At 67.5% G+C, this 17089-nt stretch carries 22 protein-coding genes and 1 pseudogene; 11 read left to right on the top strand and 12 right to left on the bottom strand.

The features are described from left to right. Nucleotides 1-60 precede the first annotated feature (60 nt). The 5 genes from HNR73_RS36400 (at nucleotide 61) to HNR73_RS36380 (ending at nucleotide 3976) form a co-directional block, all read left to right on the top strand. On the top strand, nucleotides 61-288 hold the full coding sequence (locus tag HNR73_RS36400; RefSeq protein ID WP_184792619.1) for a hypothetical protein: 228 nt from the start codon (nucleotides 61-63) through the stop codon (nucleotides 286-288). 140 nt (nucleotides 289-428) lie between these two features. Further along, complete coding sequence (locus tag HNR73_RS36395; protein ID WP_184792618.1) at nucleotides 429-593, top strand: hypothetical protein; 165 nt, start codon at nucleotides 429-431, stop codon at nucleotides 591-593. An 85-nt stretch (nucleotides 594-678) separates the two neighbouring features. Continuing rightward, nucleotides 679-1656 (top strand): phosphotransferase family protein, encoded by a 978-nt coding sequence (locus tag HNR73_RS40450; protein ID WP_184792617.1) that lies wholly within the window; start codon nucleotides 679-681, stop codon nucleotides 1654-1656. Between the two features lie 59 nt (nucleotides 1657-1715). Then, on the top strand, nucleotides 1716-2489 hold the full coding sequence (locus tag HNR73_RS36385) for a maleylpyruvate isomerase family mycothiol-dependent enzyme (RefSeq protein ID WP_184792616.1): 774 nt from the start codon (nucleotides 1716-1718) through the stop codon (nucleotides 2487-2489). Between the two features lie 224 nt (nucleotides 2490-2713). Continuing rightward, nucleotides 2714-3976, top strand: coding sequence for a sialidase family protein (locus HNR73_RS36380; protein ID WP_184792615.1), 1263 nt, complete (start codon nucleotides 2714-2716; stop codon nucleotides 3974-3976). A 130-nt stretch (nucleotides 3977-4106) separates the two neighbouring features. Here the strand turns inward: HNR73_RS36380 and HNR73_RS40445 are convergent. The 4 genes and pseudogenes from HNR73_RS40445 to HNR73_RS36360 form a co-directional block, all read right to left on the bottom strand. Continuing rightward, nucleotides 4107-4313, bottom strand: a pseudogene (locus tag HNR73_RS40445) (response regulator transcription factor); the annotation flags it as partial. Nucleotides 4314-4549: 236 nt separating this feature from the next. Beyond that, on the bottom strand, nucleotides 4550-4804 hold the full coding sequence (locus HNR73_RS36370) for a hypothetical protein (protein ID WP_184792614.1): 255 nt from the start codon (nucleotides 4802-4804) through the stop codon (nucleotides 4550-4552). Next, on the bottom strand, nucleotides 4788-5093 hold the full coding sequence (locus tag HNR73_RS36365; RefSeq protein WP_184792613.1) for a hypothetical protein: 306 nt from the start codon (nucleotides 5091-5093) through the stop codon (nucleotides 4788-4790). Before HNR73_RS36365 ends, HNR73_RS36370 begins: the two co-directional genes overlap by 17 nt. Next, nucleotides 5090-5365, bottom strand: coding sequence for a hypothetical protein (locus HNR73_RS36360; protein ID WP_184792612.1), 276 nt, complete (start codon nucleotides 5363-5365; stop codon nucleotides 5090-5092). The genes HNR73_RS36365 and HNR73_RS36360 overlap by 4 nt, the downstream gene beginning before the upstream one ends. A 266-nt stretch (nucleotides 5366-5631) precedes the next feature. On the opposite strand from HNR73_RS36360, the gene HNR73_RS36355 reads away from it, so the two are divergent. Both HNR73_RS36355 and HNR73_RS36350 read left to right on the top strand, forming a co-directional pair. Further along, on the top strand, nucleotides 5632-6447 hold the full coding sequence (locus HNR73_RS36355; protein ID WP_184792611.1) for a helix-turn-helix domain-containing protein: 816 nt from the start codon (nucleotides 5632-5634) through the stop codon (nucleotides 6445-6447). Then, a complete protein-coding gene (locus HNR73_RS36350; RefSeq protein WP_184792610.1) occupies nucleotides 6444-6632 on the top strand; it encodes a DUF397 domain-containing protein in 189 nt (62 codons plus the stop codon). Before HNR73_RS36355 ends, HNR73_RS36350 begins: the two co-directional genes overlap by 4 nt. 91 nt (nucleotides 6633-6723) lie before the next feature. Here the strand turns inward: HNR73_RS36350 and HNR73_RS41075 are convergent, their stop codons facing one another. Together HNR73_RS41075 and HNR73_RS36340 are read right to left on the bottom strand one after the other, a co-directional pair. Next, nucleotides 6724-7515, bottom strand: a complete 792-nt coding sequence (locus HNR73_RS41075) for a type II toxin-antitoxin system PemK/MazF family toxin (protein WP_239122356.1) — start codon at nucleotides 7513-7515, stop codon at nucleotides 6724-6726. Between the two features lie 488 nt (nucleotides 7516-8003). Next, a complete protein-coding gene (locus tag HNR73_RS36340) occupies nucleotides 8004-9035 on the bottom strand; it encodes a hypothetical protein (protein ID WP_184792609.1) in 1032 nt (343 codons plus the stop codon). A 141-nt stretch (nucleotides 9036-9176) separates the two neighbouring features. Between HNR73_RS36340 and HNR73_RS36335 the strand changes: the two genes are divergently transcribed. Next, the gene (locus HNR73_RS36335) at nucleotides 9177-10481 is read left to right on the top strand and encodes a DUF6973 domain-containing protein (protein WP_184792608.1); all 1305 of its coding nucleotides are present in this window, start codon (nucleotides 9177-9179) and stop codon (nucleotides 10479-10481) included. 256 nt (nucleotides 10482-10737) lie between these two features. Here HNR73_RS36335 and HNR73_RS39280 read toward each other — a convergent pair whose 3' ends face one another. Next, nucleotides 10738-11592 carry a DUF6892 domain-containing protein gene (locus HNR73_RS39280; RefSeq protein WP_203686881.1) on the bottom strand — a complete coding sequence of 285 codons (855 nt, stop codon included), beginning with the start codon at nucleotides 11590-11592 and terminating at the stop codon, nucleotides 10738-10740. Between the two features lie 511 nt (nucleotides 11593-12103). Here HNR73_RS39280 and HNR73_RS41300 point away from each other — a divergent pair. After that, nucleotides 12104-12472, top strand: a complete 369-nt coding sequence (locus HNR73_RS41300; protein WP_373316648.1) for an IS3 family transposase — start codon at nucleotides 12104-12106, stop codon at nucleotides 12470-12472. 168 nt (nucleotides 12473-12640) lie between these two features. On the opposite strand, the gene HNR73_RS36320 is transcribed toward HNR73_RS41300, so the two are convergent. From HNR73_RS36320 to HNR73_RS36305, 4 genes are all read right to left on the bottom strand, one after another. Beyond that, complete coding sequence (locus tag HNR73_RS36320; protein WP_184792606.1) at nucleotides 12641-13081, bottom strand: hypothetical protein; 441 nt, start codon at nucleotides 13079-13081, stop codon at nucleotides 12641-12643. A 42-nt stretch (nucleotides 13082-13123) separates the two neighbouring features. After that, entirely contained in the window at nucleotides 13124-13390 is a 267-nt protein-coding gene (locus HNR73_RS36315; protein WP_184792605.1) for a hypothetical protein, read from the bottom strand. A 13-nt stretch (nucleotides 13391-13403) separates the two neighbouring features. Further along, nucleotides 13404-13661 (bottom strand): hypothetical protein, encoded by a 258-nt coding sequence (locus HNR73_RS36310; RefSeq protein WP_184792604.1) that lies wholly within the window; start codon nucleotides 13659-13661, stop codon nucleotides 13404-13406. 98 nt (nucleotides 13662-13759) lie between these two features. After that, on the bottom strand, nucleotides 13760-14533 hold the full coding sequence (locus tag HNR73_RS36305) for a TauD/TfdA family dioxygenase (RefSeq protein WP_184792603.1): 774 nt from the start codon (nucleotides 14531-14533) through the stop codon (nucleotides 13760-13762). Between the two features lie 250 nt (nucleotides 14534-14783). On the opposite strand from HNR73_RS36305, the gene HNR73_RS36300 reads away from it, so the two are divergent. Both HNR73_RS36300 and HNR73_RS36295 read left to right on the top strand, forming a co-directional pair. Then, on the top strand, nucleotides 14784-15206 hold the full coding sequence (locus HNR73_RS36300; protein ID WP_239122355.1) for an NUDIX hydrolase: 423 nt from the start codon (nucleotides 14784-14786) through the stop codon (nucleotides 15204-15206). Nucleotides 15207-15337: 131 nt separating this feature from the next. Continuing rightward, nucleotides 15338-16444, top strand: coding sequence for a helix-turn-helix domain-containing protein (locus tag HNR73_RS36295; RefSeq protein WP_239122354.1), 1107 nt, complete (start codon nucleotides 15338-15340; stop codon nucleotides 16442-16444). 34 nt (nucleotides 16445-16478) lie between these two features. Here HNR73_RS36295 and HNR73_RS36290 read toward each other — a convergent pair whose 3' ends face one another. Beyond that, nucleotides 16479-17009: an NUDIX hydrolase gene (locus HNR73_RS36290; RefSeq protein ID WP_260337669.1), complete on the bottom strand. Its 531-nt coding sequence runs from the start codon at nucleotides 17007-17009 to the stop codon at nucleotides 16479-16481. Nucleotides 17010-17089 lie beyond the last annotated feature (80 nt).

The following is a 17089-nucleotide window of genomic DNA, read 5'->3' as shown; positions in this document are numbered from 1 at the left end:
ATGGTTTCCGCTCGCCGCGTCATGGGCATGTGATCAACACCGACTTCCCTAGGAGGAGACATGCCCGGTTTCGTCTCAAGGATCCGCCCGTCCAAGCCCGCCGCCGTCTTCGGAGCCGTCGCGGGAGTCGCCCTGCTGGTCTTCGGATTCGTGACCTTCGGGACCGACGCGGGGGCGTTCATCTGGCTGTGGGGGGCCTTCGGGGTGGGGATCATCGCGTTCAACCTGTGGGCGGCGTTTTCGAGGAAGGGCGCGAGCGAAGTGGTGGAATCCGACGAGAGGGCCTGACCGGAGCACCGAACGTCTGTACACAAGGGACTTTCGCATCTTGCCGCACTCCGAGCACGGACCGCACGATCACAGTGGACGCCCCCTCGCCGAGGGGGCTCCGGCTGTACTCGGCCGGGACCGCCGTGAAGGGAATCGGCATGACATTTCTCTGGTTCGTCATCTGGCTCATCGCCAACAGCGTCGGTGAGCAGGAGCCGCTCCTCTTCGCCCCGGTCAACGCCTGGGCCGCCTTCCTCATCCTGGCCATCGCCCTCGACCTGAGCGCCGCCCACGCCCGAGGCTCGGCCAAGAAGAAGACCTGACGGGCGGGCCGAGTCGCCGGTGAGGAGCCCGTCGCCACCCCGGCCACCGGATCATCACCGGCACCGCCTGTGCCAAGATCCCCGCATGGTCCACGAGCCCAGCGCGGAAACCCACCCACTCGACCAGCATCGCGACCCGTCCCGAGTGGCCGTCGTCCAGGGTGTGGCCGCCGAGGTGGCCGCCCACCACGGCGGAGACCTCGCGCGGATGCGGCGCGCGAACGGGTACTCCAACGCGACGTGGGTCGGCGACGGCATCGCCGTGCGCATCGCGCACACCCCCGTTGACATGGCTCGCGAGGTCGCGCTCGCACGTGCCCTGCCACCGGCGGTCGGGCACCCGAAGATCCTCGCGGAGGGCACAACCGAAGGGCACGGCTGGATCGTGACCGCGGAGGTCCACGGCCAGAACCTGCACGAGGCATGGCCGGCGCTGACCCCTGCCCAGCAACGACAGGCGGTCGGTCAGCTGTGGGCGCGGGCCCAGACCGTGCACGACGCGAGCCCGTCTCTCCAGACCCACGTCGCATCGCACGGGGGGTACATACCGGCGGCACTCGACGATGCCACGGCGGCGGCCAGGCGCGCCGAGGCCGCACTGGGACTGTCCAACGCGCAGCGGTCGCGGCTTCACGAGGTCATCGAGGGCTACTTCCGGGCCGCACCCGAGGCCGAGCAGGTCGTCAACCACGGTGACCTCGCCTTGATGAACGCCCTGTGGGACGGCGAGGTCGTCGCCTTGCTGGACTTCGAGTTCGCCGTGCTCGGTCCGGTCGAGATCGACCTGTGCCGCCTGGTATGCGAGGCCCGCGTATCCGACGAAGGCCAGCGCGTCGATTCCGAGGCGGGTGCCGCCGCGGTCGCGATCGCCGCTGGCGCCATGGACCCGATCCACGGCAGTGCGCTCATCCACGGCGCCGCGATACTCGACCAGCTCCGCGACCTCGACATCTGGCTGGCCATCGACAACCCACAGGAACGCGTCGAGGACTGGCGGCCGTGCCGCCTGCTCACCGGCCTGCTCGACGCCGAGGGCGGCTACCTCGCACCCCTGCTCACCTGACCGCTGCCCCGCCCGAGATACTCGCTACCGGCGCCCGGGGCACCGTGATAGACATACGCGTGCAAAAAATCTTGGAGTTCCCCGAGGTCCTGCGGCTGATCGAAGACCGCTCGGCCGCGTTCCGCGCCGCGATCGCGTCCGCCCCCGACCTCGACGCCCGGGTCCCGTCCTGCCCGGACTGGAACCTGCGCGAACTGGCGCAGCACGTCGGCGACGGCCGTCGCCGTCAGGCCGCCATCGTCGCGGCGGGCCCGGGCGCGCAGCCCCCGGCGAAGACGGACCCGACGGGCGCCCCGACCGCGCCCCGCGACCACGCGGCCCTGGACACCTGGCTCGCCGAGTCGACCGAGCTCATGCTCGCCGCGATGCGCGAGGCCGGCCCGGACCGTGGCTGCTGGACCTGGTGGGGCCGCTCGCAGGCCCCGGAGAACTGCGGGGCCCTGGCCCGGCACCAGGTCCAGGAGCTCGCCGTGCACACCTACGACGCGCAGCTCACCCAGGGCGCCGCTCAGCCGCTGCCGACCGACGTCGCGGTCGAAGGCGTCGACGAGTTCCTGACGACCGTCGCGGCGACGAACGTCCCCTGGCCGTTCAAGCCGGCGACCATCGACATGCACGCGACCGAGGGCCGCTCCTGGCGCCTGACCCTCAACGCCGACGGCGTCCGCAGCGACGACCTCGACCCCGACGCCGAACCCGGCGACCTGACGGTGCGTGGCACGGCCGGCGAAATGGTCCTCTACCTCTACGACCGCGTCCCGTTCGACAGCCTGGAGGTCACCGGCGACACCACGCCGATGGACCAGCTCGCGGAGTGGGACCCGAACGCGTAGAACGGCTCGCTCAGCCACTTGGACCGACCGCTTTGCGGTCGGTCCTCGGTCATATGTGGCCTGAAACGCGCCATCGCACGGTGACGCGAGGTGACCCGACTGCCTCCCGCCCGCCGGTACACCGCCTTGTGACGCCCGCTTCGTCCCTGCAGGCTGAGCTGGTCCGGGCGAAGCCGACGGCTTCGCCCGGCCTTTCTTCCTACGAGGTCTGCGAGGGACGAGTCATGGCGTTATCGCGTCGCACACTTTTCGCAGCGGCCGGGGCCGCCGCACTCGGGCTCAGCGGGGTGGCGGCGGCGTTCCCGCGACAGGCGTTCGCCCTCGATCCCGACGGGATGGAGAGCAAGATGCTCTTCGGCGACGCCCGCGCGGGCGGGGCGGCCATCCCCAAGCCGAGCGGCAGCGGCTTCTACCACTCGGTCCGGATGGGCGCGATCTTCGCGATCCCGGGTTCGAGCGTCGTCGTGGCGATCGCCCAGGGCCGGCCGGACGGAGTCGCCGACGAGAGCGGGAACCACAACCTGCTGATGCGCCGGTCGACCGACTCCGGGCTGACCTGGAGCCCGGTGACGGGATTCGCCGGGGCGACCCTCTACAGCTGGGCGAACTCCACGCTGGTCCACGACCGGACCACCGGGCGTCTCTACTGCTTCATGCTGCGCCGGCAACCCGGGTCGCTCCAGGACGAGGACCCCAAGGTCTACCTCACCACCTCCGACGACAACGGGGCGACGTGGACGGATCCGGTCGTGCGCAACGACCTGAACCGGCGATCCGGCGACGGCCGTCCGACCAACGACTTCATCGGGCCCGGCAACGGGATCCAGCGCGCCGACGGAAGCCTCGTCATCCCGGCGAAGGGACGCCTGATCATCAAGGAGCCCGGCGGCGACTGGGTCGGTCACCGCGTCCCCAACGGATTGGCCGGACTGCCGTACGGCGAGGGAACTGTCGCGGAGCGGTCGGACGGGCAACTGATCTTGAACTACCGGGCGTTGAACCGCGAGATCAAGGGCGCAGGGACCTACCCCCACGCCCGTCGCGTCGCCATCGGCAACCCGGGCGACTGGCGGATGTTCGGCGACGAGTACTGGCGCGCCCAGATCATCGACCCCGGTTGCCACGCCGCACAGATCTCCCACTCGATCAACGGCGCCCCCTACCTGATCCACCTCAACTCCGCGAGCCAGACGCTCGACAATCGCTACGCGATGACGCTGCGCGCCAGCCCCGACGACGGCGAAACCTGGACCGAGTACCGCGAAGCACTGAGCGAGGACCCCTTGTCGAGCGAAGGAAACCTCGCCGGAAACCTGCGCGAAGGCGGCTACGCGGCCCTGACGTCGACCGGAACCGGAATCATCCTCGCCCTGGTCGAGGCCCGCAGGGTCCTCAAGGACCACCCCTCGCAGTACGACCTGAACTACCGCTCGCCCTGCGCCGTGGTGCTCCGCCGGTTCCGGCCGAGCTGGCTCGTGCCCGCCTGACTTACGGGCGAGCGCCACGCGCCCCGGCCCGGCGCTGCCGGGCCGGGGCGTTCGCCGATGTGGCGCGCCGGGGTCCGCCGATGCGTACGGCTGCGCGGGTAGGAACAACCAGTGACGTGATCTGGGTGGGTCACGAGATCAATCCGGTACGGAAAGCCTGGGCCACCGCGTGGGCGCGATCCCTGGCCCCGATGTTGCGGAACAGGTGCCGGGCGTGGGTCTTGACGGTGTCCTCGGAGACGGAGAGTTCCCGCCCGATCTCGGCGTTGCTCTTGCCCTGGCTCATGCCGACCAGAATCTGCATCTGCCGGGCGGTGAGGTTCCCCTTCGGCGGCGCGGCGACATCGCCCAGAGACATCGGTGTGGGGTTGATGCCGAGGTCGTGCAACGCGGTCAGGAGACCGTCGAGGAGCTGTCGTCCGTGGTCGGCTTGGCCGTCGTGAGCGCAGACTCCGAGCAGGGCGCTGGCCTGACGCAGGGCGCGATCGTAGATGGTCCGGCGGGACATGGGTCTGGTCAGGGCTGGGGTGCGCATGGCGGCTCCTCCGGAATGAGTGAAGTCATTCATGGCGGCTACTCCCTGATGGAGTCGGCCGCGGCTCGCAGGTCCCCGCTGTCAGTTTGCAGGCCGACGAGCTTGCCGGTCAGCTCGTCGATGCCGTCCATGACGGTGCGGGCGCGTCCGAACGAACCGCTGTCACCGGCTCCCTGGAATGTCGACAGCAGGCCCTCTCCCGCCTCGATGGCCGCGTTGGCGGCGCTGATCGCGTCGGTGATGCGGTCCTCGGTGGTCTGGATGAGCCCGGTGAGTTCATCGATCGTGGACATGGCTCGGTTCCTCTCCGGGGGTGTCGTCGTGGCCGAACTTCGAGCGCCAGGCCAGCAGCGCCACGACACGCACCCGTTCCCGTTCATCACGGTCGATCGGGTAGTCGCCGCTGATGGTCCAGTCGGAGGCGTCGGGATCGTCGGCGTGGTGGAGGGTTCCGACGAGCACGGGATGCCCGAGGCTGCCGATCCGGTACACCGTGAGTTCGCTCAGCCGGGCGCCTTCGGCCCGGTAGACCTTCGCCATGGCGTTTCCGGCGACGAACTCGATGACGCGCATCCCGCTCACCGCCTCGTCTCCTTTCGGATCGACACCAGCCGCAGCGTCATCGGCATCCGGGCGTCGACGCGGTCGCGGCGGTGTACCTCGGCGTTGCGGACATGCCACGAACCCGTTGCCGCGCAACGCAACCGCTGCAAGCCGTAGGCCGACGCCAGCCACGTCGCGGTCCGCTCGCTCAGGCATTCACGGCCTTGGTGCTGTTCGCAACGGACGGCCTGACGAGCCCGGCCAGCGACGGTCGCGGCGCCCGGAAAGGAGCAGCGTTTCGGGAAGTTCATGGCCGCTGTCCCCTCGCGTGCTTCTCTTTCATAGTCCCCACCTTTCGGTTTCGGCCGCGAGGCAGAAAGCACTGCCGTCACGTTGCCCGACGTATCGAACGAGGCGTTCTGGTCGGGGACGCTACGGAGTTTCGGCTGTTCAAGCCACACTTCAATCTGACCGACACGCCTTGTCAAAACCGCATGCCGCGACTTATCAAAATGAGAAGTCGTGGCGTGTCAACGAGAAGACTCAATTGCGGGCACTGTTCGTGCATCCTGTCGAAATGGCGGAGACACCTACCCTTACCAGGCGCCAGCTCGGGGTCAAACTCCGGAAGTGGCGCAACCGTTCCGGTCTGTCCCTTGACGACATCGAGGTGGCCGACATCATGTCGATCCCGAAGATGTACAAGCTCGAAGGCGGCAAGTCCCCCAAACCGTCGTGGCCGGAGATCCAGGAACTGGCGAAGCTGTACGGGGCACCGGCCGACGAGGTGAAGGAACTCGCCCGGATGGCCAAGGCCTGCCTCGTCTCCGGCTGGTACGTGCCCTTCGACGTGCCGCAGCAGTTCCAGACCTACCTGGACCTTGAGGGCGCGGCGTCGCGCTTGCGGTTCTACGAGAACGAGTACGTCAATGGTCTGTTCCAAGTTGAGCCCTACATTCGGGCGGTCCAGGAGTCTGGCGGCCTCATCGGCGAACAAGCCGATCCGCACGTGAGGTTCCGAACGCAACGGATCAACCGCTTCTGGGGGCGCAAGCCACTGCCGGTGGTCGATCTCGTGATGAGCGAGGGTGCGCTCAGGCGCATCGTCGGTGGACCGGAGGCGATGGCCGCCCAAGTTGGCCATCTGCGCGAACTCGATGCCGGACCGCAGGTCAGCATCTTCATCGTTCCCTTCAGCGCCGGGCCGCACCCGTCGATGGAGGGCAAGTACACGATCATGGAGTTCAATAGGGATGAATACCCGAAGGTCGTGTACCTAGAATCACGGAGCGAGTGTCAATATCACGAACGGCTCGCTGTGCTGGCACTGTACGAGCGCTCCTGGACGGAGACGCTGAAGCTGGCTGTTCCGATGAAGGAGTTCGAGCTGTGACCACCTCCCCATGGAAGAAGTCCACCCGCAGCGGCGCAGGCTCCGGGAATCAGTGCGTTGAGCTGCGCTTGAACAACGGCTCCCCGGAAATCCGCGACACCAAGGACCGCAACGGTTCCACGCTGCTTGTCGACGCCGGTTCGTTCCAGGGCTTCCTGGCCGAGCTGAAGGCCGACCGCATCTAACGTCACACCGGCCGTACGTCCTCGCCCCCGGCACGCACCTCTCGCAGCCGGGGGCGCTCCGCATCCACAAGCCCGGTCGCGCCGGGGGAAGTCACCACTGCCTGGGGGCAGGCCCGAGCCCTGCTCCGCCGGCCCATCCGGTGTCATGGTGTTGGGTGACGTATGTCCAGGTCCGCGTGGAGCAGGTCCCGGCCCGAGCTTCGAACGCCGTGTCGGGCAGGTTGATCGTCCGGGCGAGGTCGACGTAGCTGTTGCGGGTGGCTTTGGGATCCCACGACGTTGTTCGGTGCACCTCGACGTGATCGTGACGATGGCTTTTGTCCTGGCTGGTGATGCTCAGTACGTCGACGCTGGTCGCATGGGTGCGGAGGACCAGACATGGGCGTCTCTTCTGCCCTGTCCCGTCGCGGTAGGGGACGGTTGCCCACCAGATCTCGCCCGGGGTGGGCATGCCCGGCCGGCGCGGGGGCGACGCCCGCGTCGGCGACACGGGCGGAACCCAGACCTCGCGCGAGGGCGGCGCTCGGGCCGGTGGGGACACGGGCGGAGCCCAGACCTCGTGCGGAGGTAAGGGCGCCGTAGGCCGCCAGAGCTGAAAGTCCGGCGGCGGCAGTGGCCGATGCGTGGGGCGCTGGCTGCGGCCGACGAACAGTCCGATGACGAACGCGCTCACGGCCACCACCACCAGCGTGAACGCGACTCCGGGATCGAAGACGTATTCCTGCGCGGACATGCCGACAGGGTGCCTGACCGAGCGCGCTTTGGGAACCTCCACGGGCTGCGATTCACCCACCCGTGCAGACCGTCCACGATGGACTCGCAGCCCCCACGCGACGCTCGCAAGGTTCTCGCCGGTCATGAACGCCACCAGGAAGGCGCGCACGGTGTCACGGTGCAGCCGGATGCGCCATGTTCGAACACCGGTGCGCTGGCCGCCGAGGTCCCACGACCAGTCCCAGAGGTCGGCTGGTTCCGGTGGCGCATCGACGTCGGGACCGAAGGCGATGCCGCGTTCGCCGAAGTACCAGCCGAGACCTCTCGGGTCGCCGATGCAGGCTCGTGCGCGTGCGGCAGTTCGGCGTTTCTCCCGGGATGCGTGCGCGGTTTGGAGGGGGGTGCGCAGTAGTCCTTTGTAGGTTCTGAAACGAAATGTCGGTGCCAGGGGCGCTGACCTGGCGTTGCCAGCCGGTGCGTTGCCCTTCGACCGCGCGACGAATGTCGTCGGGGAAATCCGGGTGATGCAGGTGGGTCACGACGTGGCCTTGGCCGCCGCTGACACGCCCAGGGATACCGTAGCTGGCGCGGTATCTGCGAACGGTCTATCCAGTGAAACCGGGTTCTGCAGCGATGTCGTGTCCCGTAGCGTGCCGGTCAGCAGCGCAGGCGGGCCGCGGACAGGGCGACCGGTGCGGTGCCCCGGTCGTCGTCGAAGACGGTGACGGCGAAGGTGCGGTCGCTCGTGGTGAACGCACCCAGGTCGATCCAGCCGCGCCGGACGGACTGGTCGACCACCTGGACCGTCGATCCGGGCAGCCGCGTGTCCGCCGATCCCGCGTTATCCCTTGTGGACACCGAGTAGGTGGCTCGTCCGGCGGCCTGCTCGACCGCCGGGACGTACACCTCGACGTGGCAGGTGAGGTCGGAACCGGCAGGCGCCCCGGGCGCATCGGCCGGTGGCATCCATTGCCAGACGTAGGAGTCGATGCTCGGCCCGGACTGTCCGGGCGAGGCGGTCCACTTGGCGGCCCCGTCGCAACCATCCTGCGCCCAGCCGCCGGTGGTGTCTTGCCAGCCGTCGCCGTCGATGGTGTTGGCGAAATGGCCGGTGTAATGGTCCTCGCAACCGGGACCGACGATCTGCGACCACCCGGTCAGCTCACCGAACGGTGATCCCAGTGACGAGGAGTCCCCACCGGACGATGATCCCGGCGACGAGGGTTCGTCGCCGGCCGTGGCCCCTCCCTCCCGCATCGCCCACACGATCGCGCCACCGACCACCGCCGCCACCACGGAGGTGGCGATGACGATCGCGGCCGTGCGGCGTGGACGGGCGGGCGGGGCGGACACCGGCGGCGGCGGGTTCTCCCGGAGCGATGCGATGTCGTGCGCGACCGGTTGGCGGAACGCCTCCCATCGCCGCCGCCACCCGTCCAGAGCCGCACCCAGTTCTTCCTGGGACAGCTTGTCGTGCAGCAGCGCGGTCACCAGTAGACGCACGGTGTTCCAGGTCGGCGGCCGGTTCGGGTCGGGTGCGGCGGCCGCACTGAGGATCGAGACGCTCGGTGGCGGCGACCCGGTGGTCTTCCGGATCCGGTGTTGCACCTGGGTCCAGGTGAGCTTGCCCTTGAGGGCGGCGATGTCGGCGGCGAAGCGGGCGTGCAGCTCATCGGGTTCGGTGGGCACGGAGGTCCTCGTCCTTTTCGATTCCGAGTGTCCGAGTCGGCTTCCGAGTGTCCGAAAGGGCTGGTCGGAAGGGGTGTGTCGGCACAGCCTTGGCTCAGTGCCGCCGGATGAGCGGCCACAGTGGACACGAAAGGATCCCACATGTTCTCAAGGAAGGCGATCGGCGCGGCAGCGGCGATGCTCGGTCTGGCGGCCGGTGTGCTCGCCCTCGCCGAGTCGGTGCCAGAGCCGACACAGGCGACTCCGGCTGCGAAGTCGGCCGAGTGGGGCAAGTGCGATGACAAGACCGATGTTCCGGCGGGGCTGCTCCTCACTGCCGAAAAGTGGTGCGGGCGCAGCATCCAGGAGCGTGACGCGTGCGACGACAACTGGGTCATGTGCCTGCAGGCCGACGGCATCACCAACTGGGCTCGGGAGAACGACCGCAAGGTCTACAACGACCCCGAGGGCGTCTTCAACGGACGGTCCGACGCCGCCCGGCACTGCCTGTGGATGGGCGCGGTCTCGGGGCACACCACGCTCGCCTACGCCAACAAGCTCGGCTGGGCCCACGAACTGCCCGAAGGCGCGCCCAGTGGTCTGATCGAACCGTGGGCGCACGCCATGGACCTGCACAACAACGCGGTCATGCGGACCCTGGTGGAGAAGAACCGGGACGCGGTGTACGGCGAGAGGCTCATGGAGTCCTGCACGACGATGGTGGCCGACGCCGTGCCGATGAAGACCGTCGGGGCCCCCTTCAACGCAGCAGGGAACCCCTTCGCCGACGCGGTGCAGATCCTCGACATGAAGCCGATCGACCCGGCGGTCACGTCCTGGTCGAACCGGCTGGTGTACCTACCTGGCTGGAAGGACAACAAGCAGCAGGTCCTCGACGAGCCGGAGAAGAGCGACGACCCGGTCGACGAGCCGGAGAAGGGCGGCGACCCGGTCGGCGAGTCGGAGAAGGGCGGCGACGCGGTCGGCGAACCCGAAAAGGACTCCTCGGACTCTTCGGCGCCGCCCCGCACCATCGCAGGAACGATCATCTCCGACAACGGCCTCTACGCGCGCGCCGAGACACGGATGGACTCGGCGAAGGTCGGCGCGGCATACGCCTACCAGGAGATCGTGCAGATCCAGTGCCAGACCAGGGGCGAGACCGTGACCGGCGGCCCCTACGGCGACTCCGACCTGTGGGACCGCACCGACCGCGGCTGGCTTCCCGACACGTGGGTCCACACCGGCACCAACGGCATGGTCGCGCCGGAGTGCGGTTCGACCGCGTCGTCCGGTGAGGGTGAGGCGGCGATCGCCTGGTACCGGCCCTCACCCGCTGGGACGGCTCAGCACAACACGTCGACGACCGGAACGCGCCCCGCGGCGCCCCCGTCTTCTGGCGAGTACTGGGCCAGTGGGACGAGTATGGCCCCTCTTCGGAGGGACCCGACCCGGTACCTCGACTGAGGACGCGGAGGCTGGTGTGCGATGTCCGGGTAGGCGTTTCTGTCGCCGGCATCGCGCCTTCCCCATATGAGGAGCCGCCGCCGTCCAGCTGGACGGCGGCGGCTTGGCTCAGTGTTGGCGTGAGCGTCCGCGTCTCCGATGGCCATGCAGTGTGGGTGGTCTGTACTCCAGGCCGCGATCACGAACACCATGGCACCCCGCTGTGAGAGGGCGCATTGAACGCGGCGGGTGTCCCCGCCAGGTCGAAGCCGCCGGTTCAGAGCAGGTTCGCCTCGATGCCCCTCTTCCGCAGGGACTCCAGGGTCTCCTCGCCGACGCCGGTCAGTGTCATCGACCTGAGGTTGGGGAGCAGTTCGACGTCGCTGAAGTCGGTGACGTCGAAGCTGTCGTCCTCGCCGTTCCACAGTGGGGCGATCTGCATGTAGACGTCGTTGCCGCCGTCCTGTTCGAGTTCGACGACTTCGCTCAGCAAGGCGCGGGGCACGGGAAGCTCGGCGAAGTACGCGAGGGCCTCCGGGATCGGGGCGTGCCCCTCGGCGTCGATGTCGATGTCGCGGCCGGTGAACCCGTCGACGAACCCGCGAAGGTCGAAGGAGGGGCCGAGCAGACCCTTGTCGTACATGAGGTCCTGCACGACGAGGAGCTTGAAGTTGAGGTCGGTGAACTCGACCGCGTCGGGTACCGGTGTCGGCTTCTTCTTCGCCGGGGCGGTCTTCTTCTTCGGGCGCCGGACCTTCTGCTCCACGATGACGTCCGCGACGTGCTGGTCGGGTCCCGGGTCGGTGCGCCGGACCCCCACGTACCCGGCACCGAGATCGCGGCTCGGGTAGGTCGGGCCGGTCGGGCCGAACTCCTCGTCGAACGGGCGGCCCTCGATTCGCACCCGGTGGGCGGGACCGTCGACCCTCAACCGCAGGTTGAGCACGTGGATCCCGTCGGTGTGCTTCGCCGTCAGGCCCGTCTCACGCCAGGACCAGAAACCCCCGCGTCGTCCACCGGCTCCGTCGATCTTGTCGGGCTCCTCGTCGAGCAGCGCCTCCAGATCGGCGAGCGGGATCGGGAAGTCGTGGAGCCGTCCGTCGATCTCGATCCCGTCGAGCCGGATGTCCACGTCCAGAATCCTCGGCACCTCGTCGCCACCCGCCCTCATCCGCCAGCCTGGTCGTACCGAATCCTATGCAGGTCCACAGGGTGCAGCCCTGGCAGCTCGTCCTGAGGTACGGAGGCCGCGTCCGGGTGGACGGTCCCTGGATTCCTGTGGTGACTCTTCGAGATCATCCTGCCTCTGTCCCGCCGGTATCGCGCCTCGTGCATCCCTCCCCGTTTGGGAAGACTGATCCTTCGGGAGATGTCTCACGCGCTAAGAAATCGCAGGCTTCACCTGCTGGCGAACACCCCCGCAACACTCATCAGCCGCCAACCGGCGGCTAGGTCCGTCTTGGGAAGAAGGTGCCGCACTATGAAGACTCTCAGTAGGGCAGGCGACGCACTGCTATTCCGTTTCATGCCGAAGGCTCAGGCGGAGGCACGCTGTCCCGCCGAGACCTTGTACAGGTACAAATGCATCGGGACGTCCCAGTACCGCATGACATGTCAGGTCCAATACGACTGCACTACCCGGTGTGGGTCGTGGGTCAGGATCGGAAGCTGCCCGGTGTAACCGGGTACGCCTATGCCGTGGCGAAGCGCTGGCCCGATTCTGGGCCGGCGCTTTTCTCGTGCCGTCTTCTACGTGCCCGTCACGTTGGGCCGCAGCAGTCGGTTCGAGAACTCTCCATGAGATCTGCGACAACTCCAGCAACACGTATGGCAGCCCACGCGTCCATCAGATCCTCGAACGACGCGAGATCCACCTGTCTCGCAAGCGTGTCGAGCGCCTGATGCGCGAACCCGACATGCAAGGAGCGTTCCTGCGCAGAGGCTGGAAAGGGCGGGTCAACGCGCCAGAACCCGTGTCACGATCCGGCCCCGAACCGGTTGTGGGTCGCTGATGCCACCCGCGTCAACACCGGTGAAGGCGTCCTCTAGCTCGCAACCGCGCGGGACGCGTTCTCCAACCGGCTCGTCGGCTGGAAGACCTCACCGACCTCGTCCTCGGGGCACTGGAGTTTGCGACCTGGTCCCGCGACATACCGGAGCTTCGCCGTACGCGTCAGTGTCTATGTGTCCTCAACGGCCCACTGGGCCGCCAGCCCTTCAGCCTCGGACAGGTAGTGGTCCAGGCGGGTCTGGACGTCATCGGACTGCCGGGCGATCTTCCCGATCACGAGAAAGTGAGCGTCCACGGTGTCCCGTGGGGGGACCTCACTAAACAAGTGCTCCTCCCCGGCCGAAGCCCGGATCACGGCCTCGACCATGAGAGGTTTCATCGGAGGTTCCATGTTGCGGTAGTCGGAGCGCATCTCGTTGACGAAGGCCGAGATGGCGTCACGGGAGGAGTCGTTCGCGAATCGCTGCTCAAGCATGAGGGAGAAGAACGCTGCTACGTACGTGTGGAACTCTTCCCACTCGCTTTCAGGAATCAGGTCGTCCAGCTCTCGGATCTTGTCCGAGTCGCCCACGGCTATCGCCCTGACGTACTCACGGTGCGTCGCCTTCATTCCTTGCCCGGCCTTTCGAGCTGTGGTCGAGTCCGGACCGCTTCATCCGCCGCCCACCATGCGCACGGCTCCCTCCATAGCCTCCTTCGCGGCCTGCATCATCTGCTCGCAAGTGTTGAGGTGTTCCTGCGCCTGGACCAACGCCTGATGCGCCGCATTCAGACCCTGGACCTGCATCCCGCCCGCGGCGTGGGCCTGCACGAAGCCTTGAGATTGAGTCAGCTTCTCCCGCAACAGCGACACGCCGTCGAACGGCAAGCCGTTCTGCGCGAAAGCTGCCACCTGCTGTAAAGACTCGGCGAGACTCATCACGTACTCCTTCCTAGCAGCGGCTTGATGCAGCTGAGATCCATGAGCGGTACACCTCGACAGCGCCTGCGAGGCAGTCGCGCTCTTCCTCTTCGGTGAAGGCGATCAAGGGGCGCAGGTGCAGGGCGGGGTTGGTGTCCATGTGCTTGACCACGCCGAGCTCGTACGGGCCCCACGGCTCGGTGCGGACCAGCTGCACGGTGGATACGCCAGCGGCGCCCTGGACGCTGATGGTGCGGTGCCGCAACGGGAACGAGCCGTAGGTGATCATCGTTGGCCTCTCCAGGGATCGTGGGTGTCGTTGGTTGAGGCGCGGCGACGCGGCCACGGTGGCAGCACGCCACCGCGCCTCCGTTCAGAGAGCGGGGTTCAGCTCGCGGTCGTGTACTCGACCGACCTCGTGGGCGTGAACCCGCTGGGGATGTCAAGCTCCGGCAGCGGGTCTCCGAGTACCCGGTACATGACTCGCGGGCCGGTGAACGCGTTCCGGGCGTGCAGCCAACGCGTGTTGGAGATCAAGAACCCGTCCCCGTGCCGCAGCCGCAGGCGGACCGTGTGCTGCTCGATGACCTCTCGAAGAACATGGAGCTTGCAGGCGATCCGGGGATGAAACTTCACCAGGTGATCACTGCGGAAGCGGACGACGACCCGACCGGCCTTGCCAGGGCTGAACACCGTGCCGAGATGCCCGGCGCCCCCACCGAACAGCGCCGAACGCGGCTCGCCGAGTGCCGCCGCAAGGTCAGCGTCCACGGAAAAGAGTGCACTGTGGACGGCGGCGGCATCGACGAGCAGCGACTCGCCCCCGCTGACTGCGGGGCGGGCGCACACCAGCATCATCGCCGCCGGGGGACGGGCGAGTGTGGTGCCTTCGGTATGCGGGTGCAGCTCCTGATGCCCGAACCCAGCACAGCCGGGCCGAGCGGCGATCCCACCAAGGTCCCGGATCACCGTCACCCCATCGGCTTCGGCGTCACGATGCGACACCAGCGTCAGCACCTCGTCGGCGACTCGCAGCGCCTGCGCGCGTTTCGCGAGCCCGGTGAAGGTGGCGATGCCGTGGTTGGTGAGTGCCGAGGCCAGCCGTGTCCGGCAGTCGGGAGACTGCACGTCCACGGCGTACCGGGTGAAGAAGTGATCCATGTTGGACACCGCCTTGTCGGACCGATCGGGTCGTCGTAGCAACACCCTGCGTTCCAGAGAACGGCGCTGACAAGGGCAAACGCATTGACAACACGTCAACCCCGCCCCAAAGCGGCTCCGGAACCCGATCTGCAGGCGTAAACGGTGCCAGGGTTGACAAACCGTCAACCCCAGCGGCGTCACAGCGTCTGTTCTCACCAGTTGTGTCGTGTTACGTTCCGTCCCACCGACAAAGTGGAGGATTCCCGCCGTGTCCGCAGCCCCGCAGCCGTATCGCCCGCACTCGTTCCCCGTGTCGATCAAGGGCGTGTGCATCCAGGACGGGCGGGTGCTCCTACTCCACAACGAGCGCGACGAGTGGGAACTGCCCGGCGGGAAACTCGAACTCGGTGAAGACCCCGCCGCATGTGTTGCCCGCGAGATCGAAGAAGAATCCGGCTGGCCGGTCATCGTCGAGGCCATCCTCGACTCCTGGCAGTACCACATCCGCGACGGCATTGACGTCCTCATCGTTACCTACGGCTGCACCGTCCACACTGATGCGGCACCCGTCGTCAGCCACGAACACAAGGAAGCCGGGCTGTTCACCAGGGCAGAGGTCCCAGGTTTGCGGATGCCCGAGGGCTACAAGCGCTCCATCCTCGACTGGTACACCCGGCTCGACGCGAGTTAGCCACCAAGGGGGCGGCCATCATGCGGTGTGACCAATGTGGAGCCACAGTCCAACCCGGCCACGCCCGTTGCATCGCCTGCACCGCAACCTCCGGTCATCCGCTCCCGACCACCACCGCGCCGACCCGCTCAGTGCTGTGGCTGTGGACATCAGTGGCTGCGAAGGCTGCCATCGCCACCGGCAATCTCGCCGCCATTCTGCGCACCTACCGCACCCTGTCCGGCGTTACCCAGAAGGCGCTTGCCGACGCCCTCGGCTACGACGTCACATACATCTCCGCCCTGGAAAACGAACGCCGCCACATCACCAGCGTCTCCGATCTCCGCCGCATCGCCGATCACCTCGGCCTACCCCGCCACATCCTCGGCATCACCGACCCCCACGATGCCGACTATCAAGCCATGCTTCAGTTCGGCGAATCCACCCTCCGCCTGGCGATCATCGCCCGCGGCGCAGGCAAACCAGCCGAAGCCATCAACGAACTGTGGCCACTCATCGTCCTCCTCGAAGCCCGCCTCGCCGAAGGCCAAGCCGAACACGCCGTCCTAGATCTCCTCGCCCGAGCCCGCGCCCAACTCGGAGTCTTCCTCGGCGACGTCCTCCCCAAAGAACGCCTCGCCACCGCCACCCGCTGGACCGGCCGCGCCCTCCACATCACCAGCCGCCTCGACGACCAGAACCTGCACGCCTACGCACTCCGCGTCCACGGCAACGAACTCCGCAAAGCCGGCAACGAGACCGCAGCCCTCACACGACTCCAACACGCCGCCGCCATCGCATCCGACGACGAACGCCCAGCCGCACTCGTCCAACTCGCCCGAGCCGCAGCCGAAGTCGGACACGCCCAACTCTTCGTCGACACCCTCATCAACGCCCACCGGCTCTGCGACGTCCTGGCCCCAACCCCGTTGTTCAACCCCACTGTGCTGACCGAGGTTCAGCTGCGTGGACTGATGCGAACCGACCGCACCATCGAGGCGATCAACCTCGTCAGCACCGAGGCGGCCAGCGCGCACCTGGTAGCCCCGCAGTGGCGGATCATCGAACGCATCACGACGGGCGAAGTGTTGCTCGCAGCAGGAGATGCGAGTCATGCCGTCCATGTGCTCAAAGCAGCGCTCAGTTCGGCCGAGGTCCATCGCCTGCCCCAACAGATCCAACGAATCGCTCGCCTGGTGGAAGGGACACACGAGCAACTCGCCGACGCCGCGGCTGGGGCGCTGGCACGCCTTCGATGATTGGGCGATCGCATCGCCCGATACCGGCGAATGGTCAGCCACGTTGGCGATCGAGTAGTACTGCCTGCAAACCGAGCACCGACGCCGAACCCACGATCTCGCCCGAGGCAATCCGCGCCGGAACTTCCGCCAACGGGATCCAGGCGACCTCTTCGGCCTCGTTGACGTCTACGGGCGCTCCGGTGAACGTCGCTTCGTAGGAGACGAACAAGTGCTGAGCGGAATCAGCCGTCGCTACCCACGGCTGGAAAGCCAGCAGCGGCTTCAACGCGGTCGGTCGCCACCCCGTCTCGTCCTCAACCTCTCGCGCTGCGCACGCCACCGGATCCTCATCCGGATCGCAGTACCCGCCGGGCAGTTCCCACACCCACTGGTCGATTACCCACCGGTGCCTGTGCATCAACAGCACCCGCTCCTCGGCGTCGATCAGGAGGGCCATCGCCGAGGCCGGCGCGCGCAGCACGTATTGCTCAAACTCGACCCCATCCGGCAGCCGGGCGTGCGCGATACTCCACTTCGCCCGACGGGAACCGTCGACCTCGCGTTCGCCAGGCACGCAGGTCATCGCGCACCCCATCGACATCCCACGCCGCCTGGTTCAACAAGCGCTGCATCCCATCAGGCGTGGCATCCCCGGCAACCTCG

Origin of the sequence: Phytomonospora endophytica, assembly GCF_014202425.1 — a bacterium.
GTDB lineage: Bacteria > Actinomycetota > Actinomycetes > Mycobacteriales > Micromonosporaceae > Phytomonospora > Phytomonospora endophytica.
The sequence above is the reverse complement of the archived record's forward strand: the minus strand, read 5'-3'. Positions and strand labels throughout refer to the sequence as shown.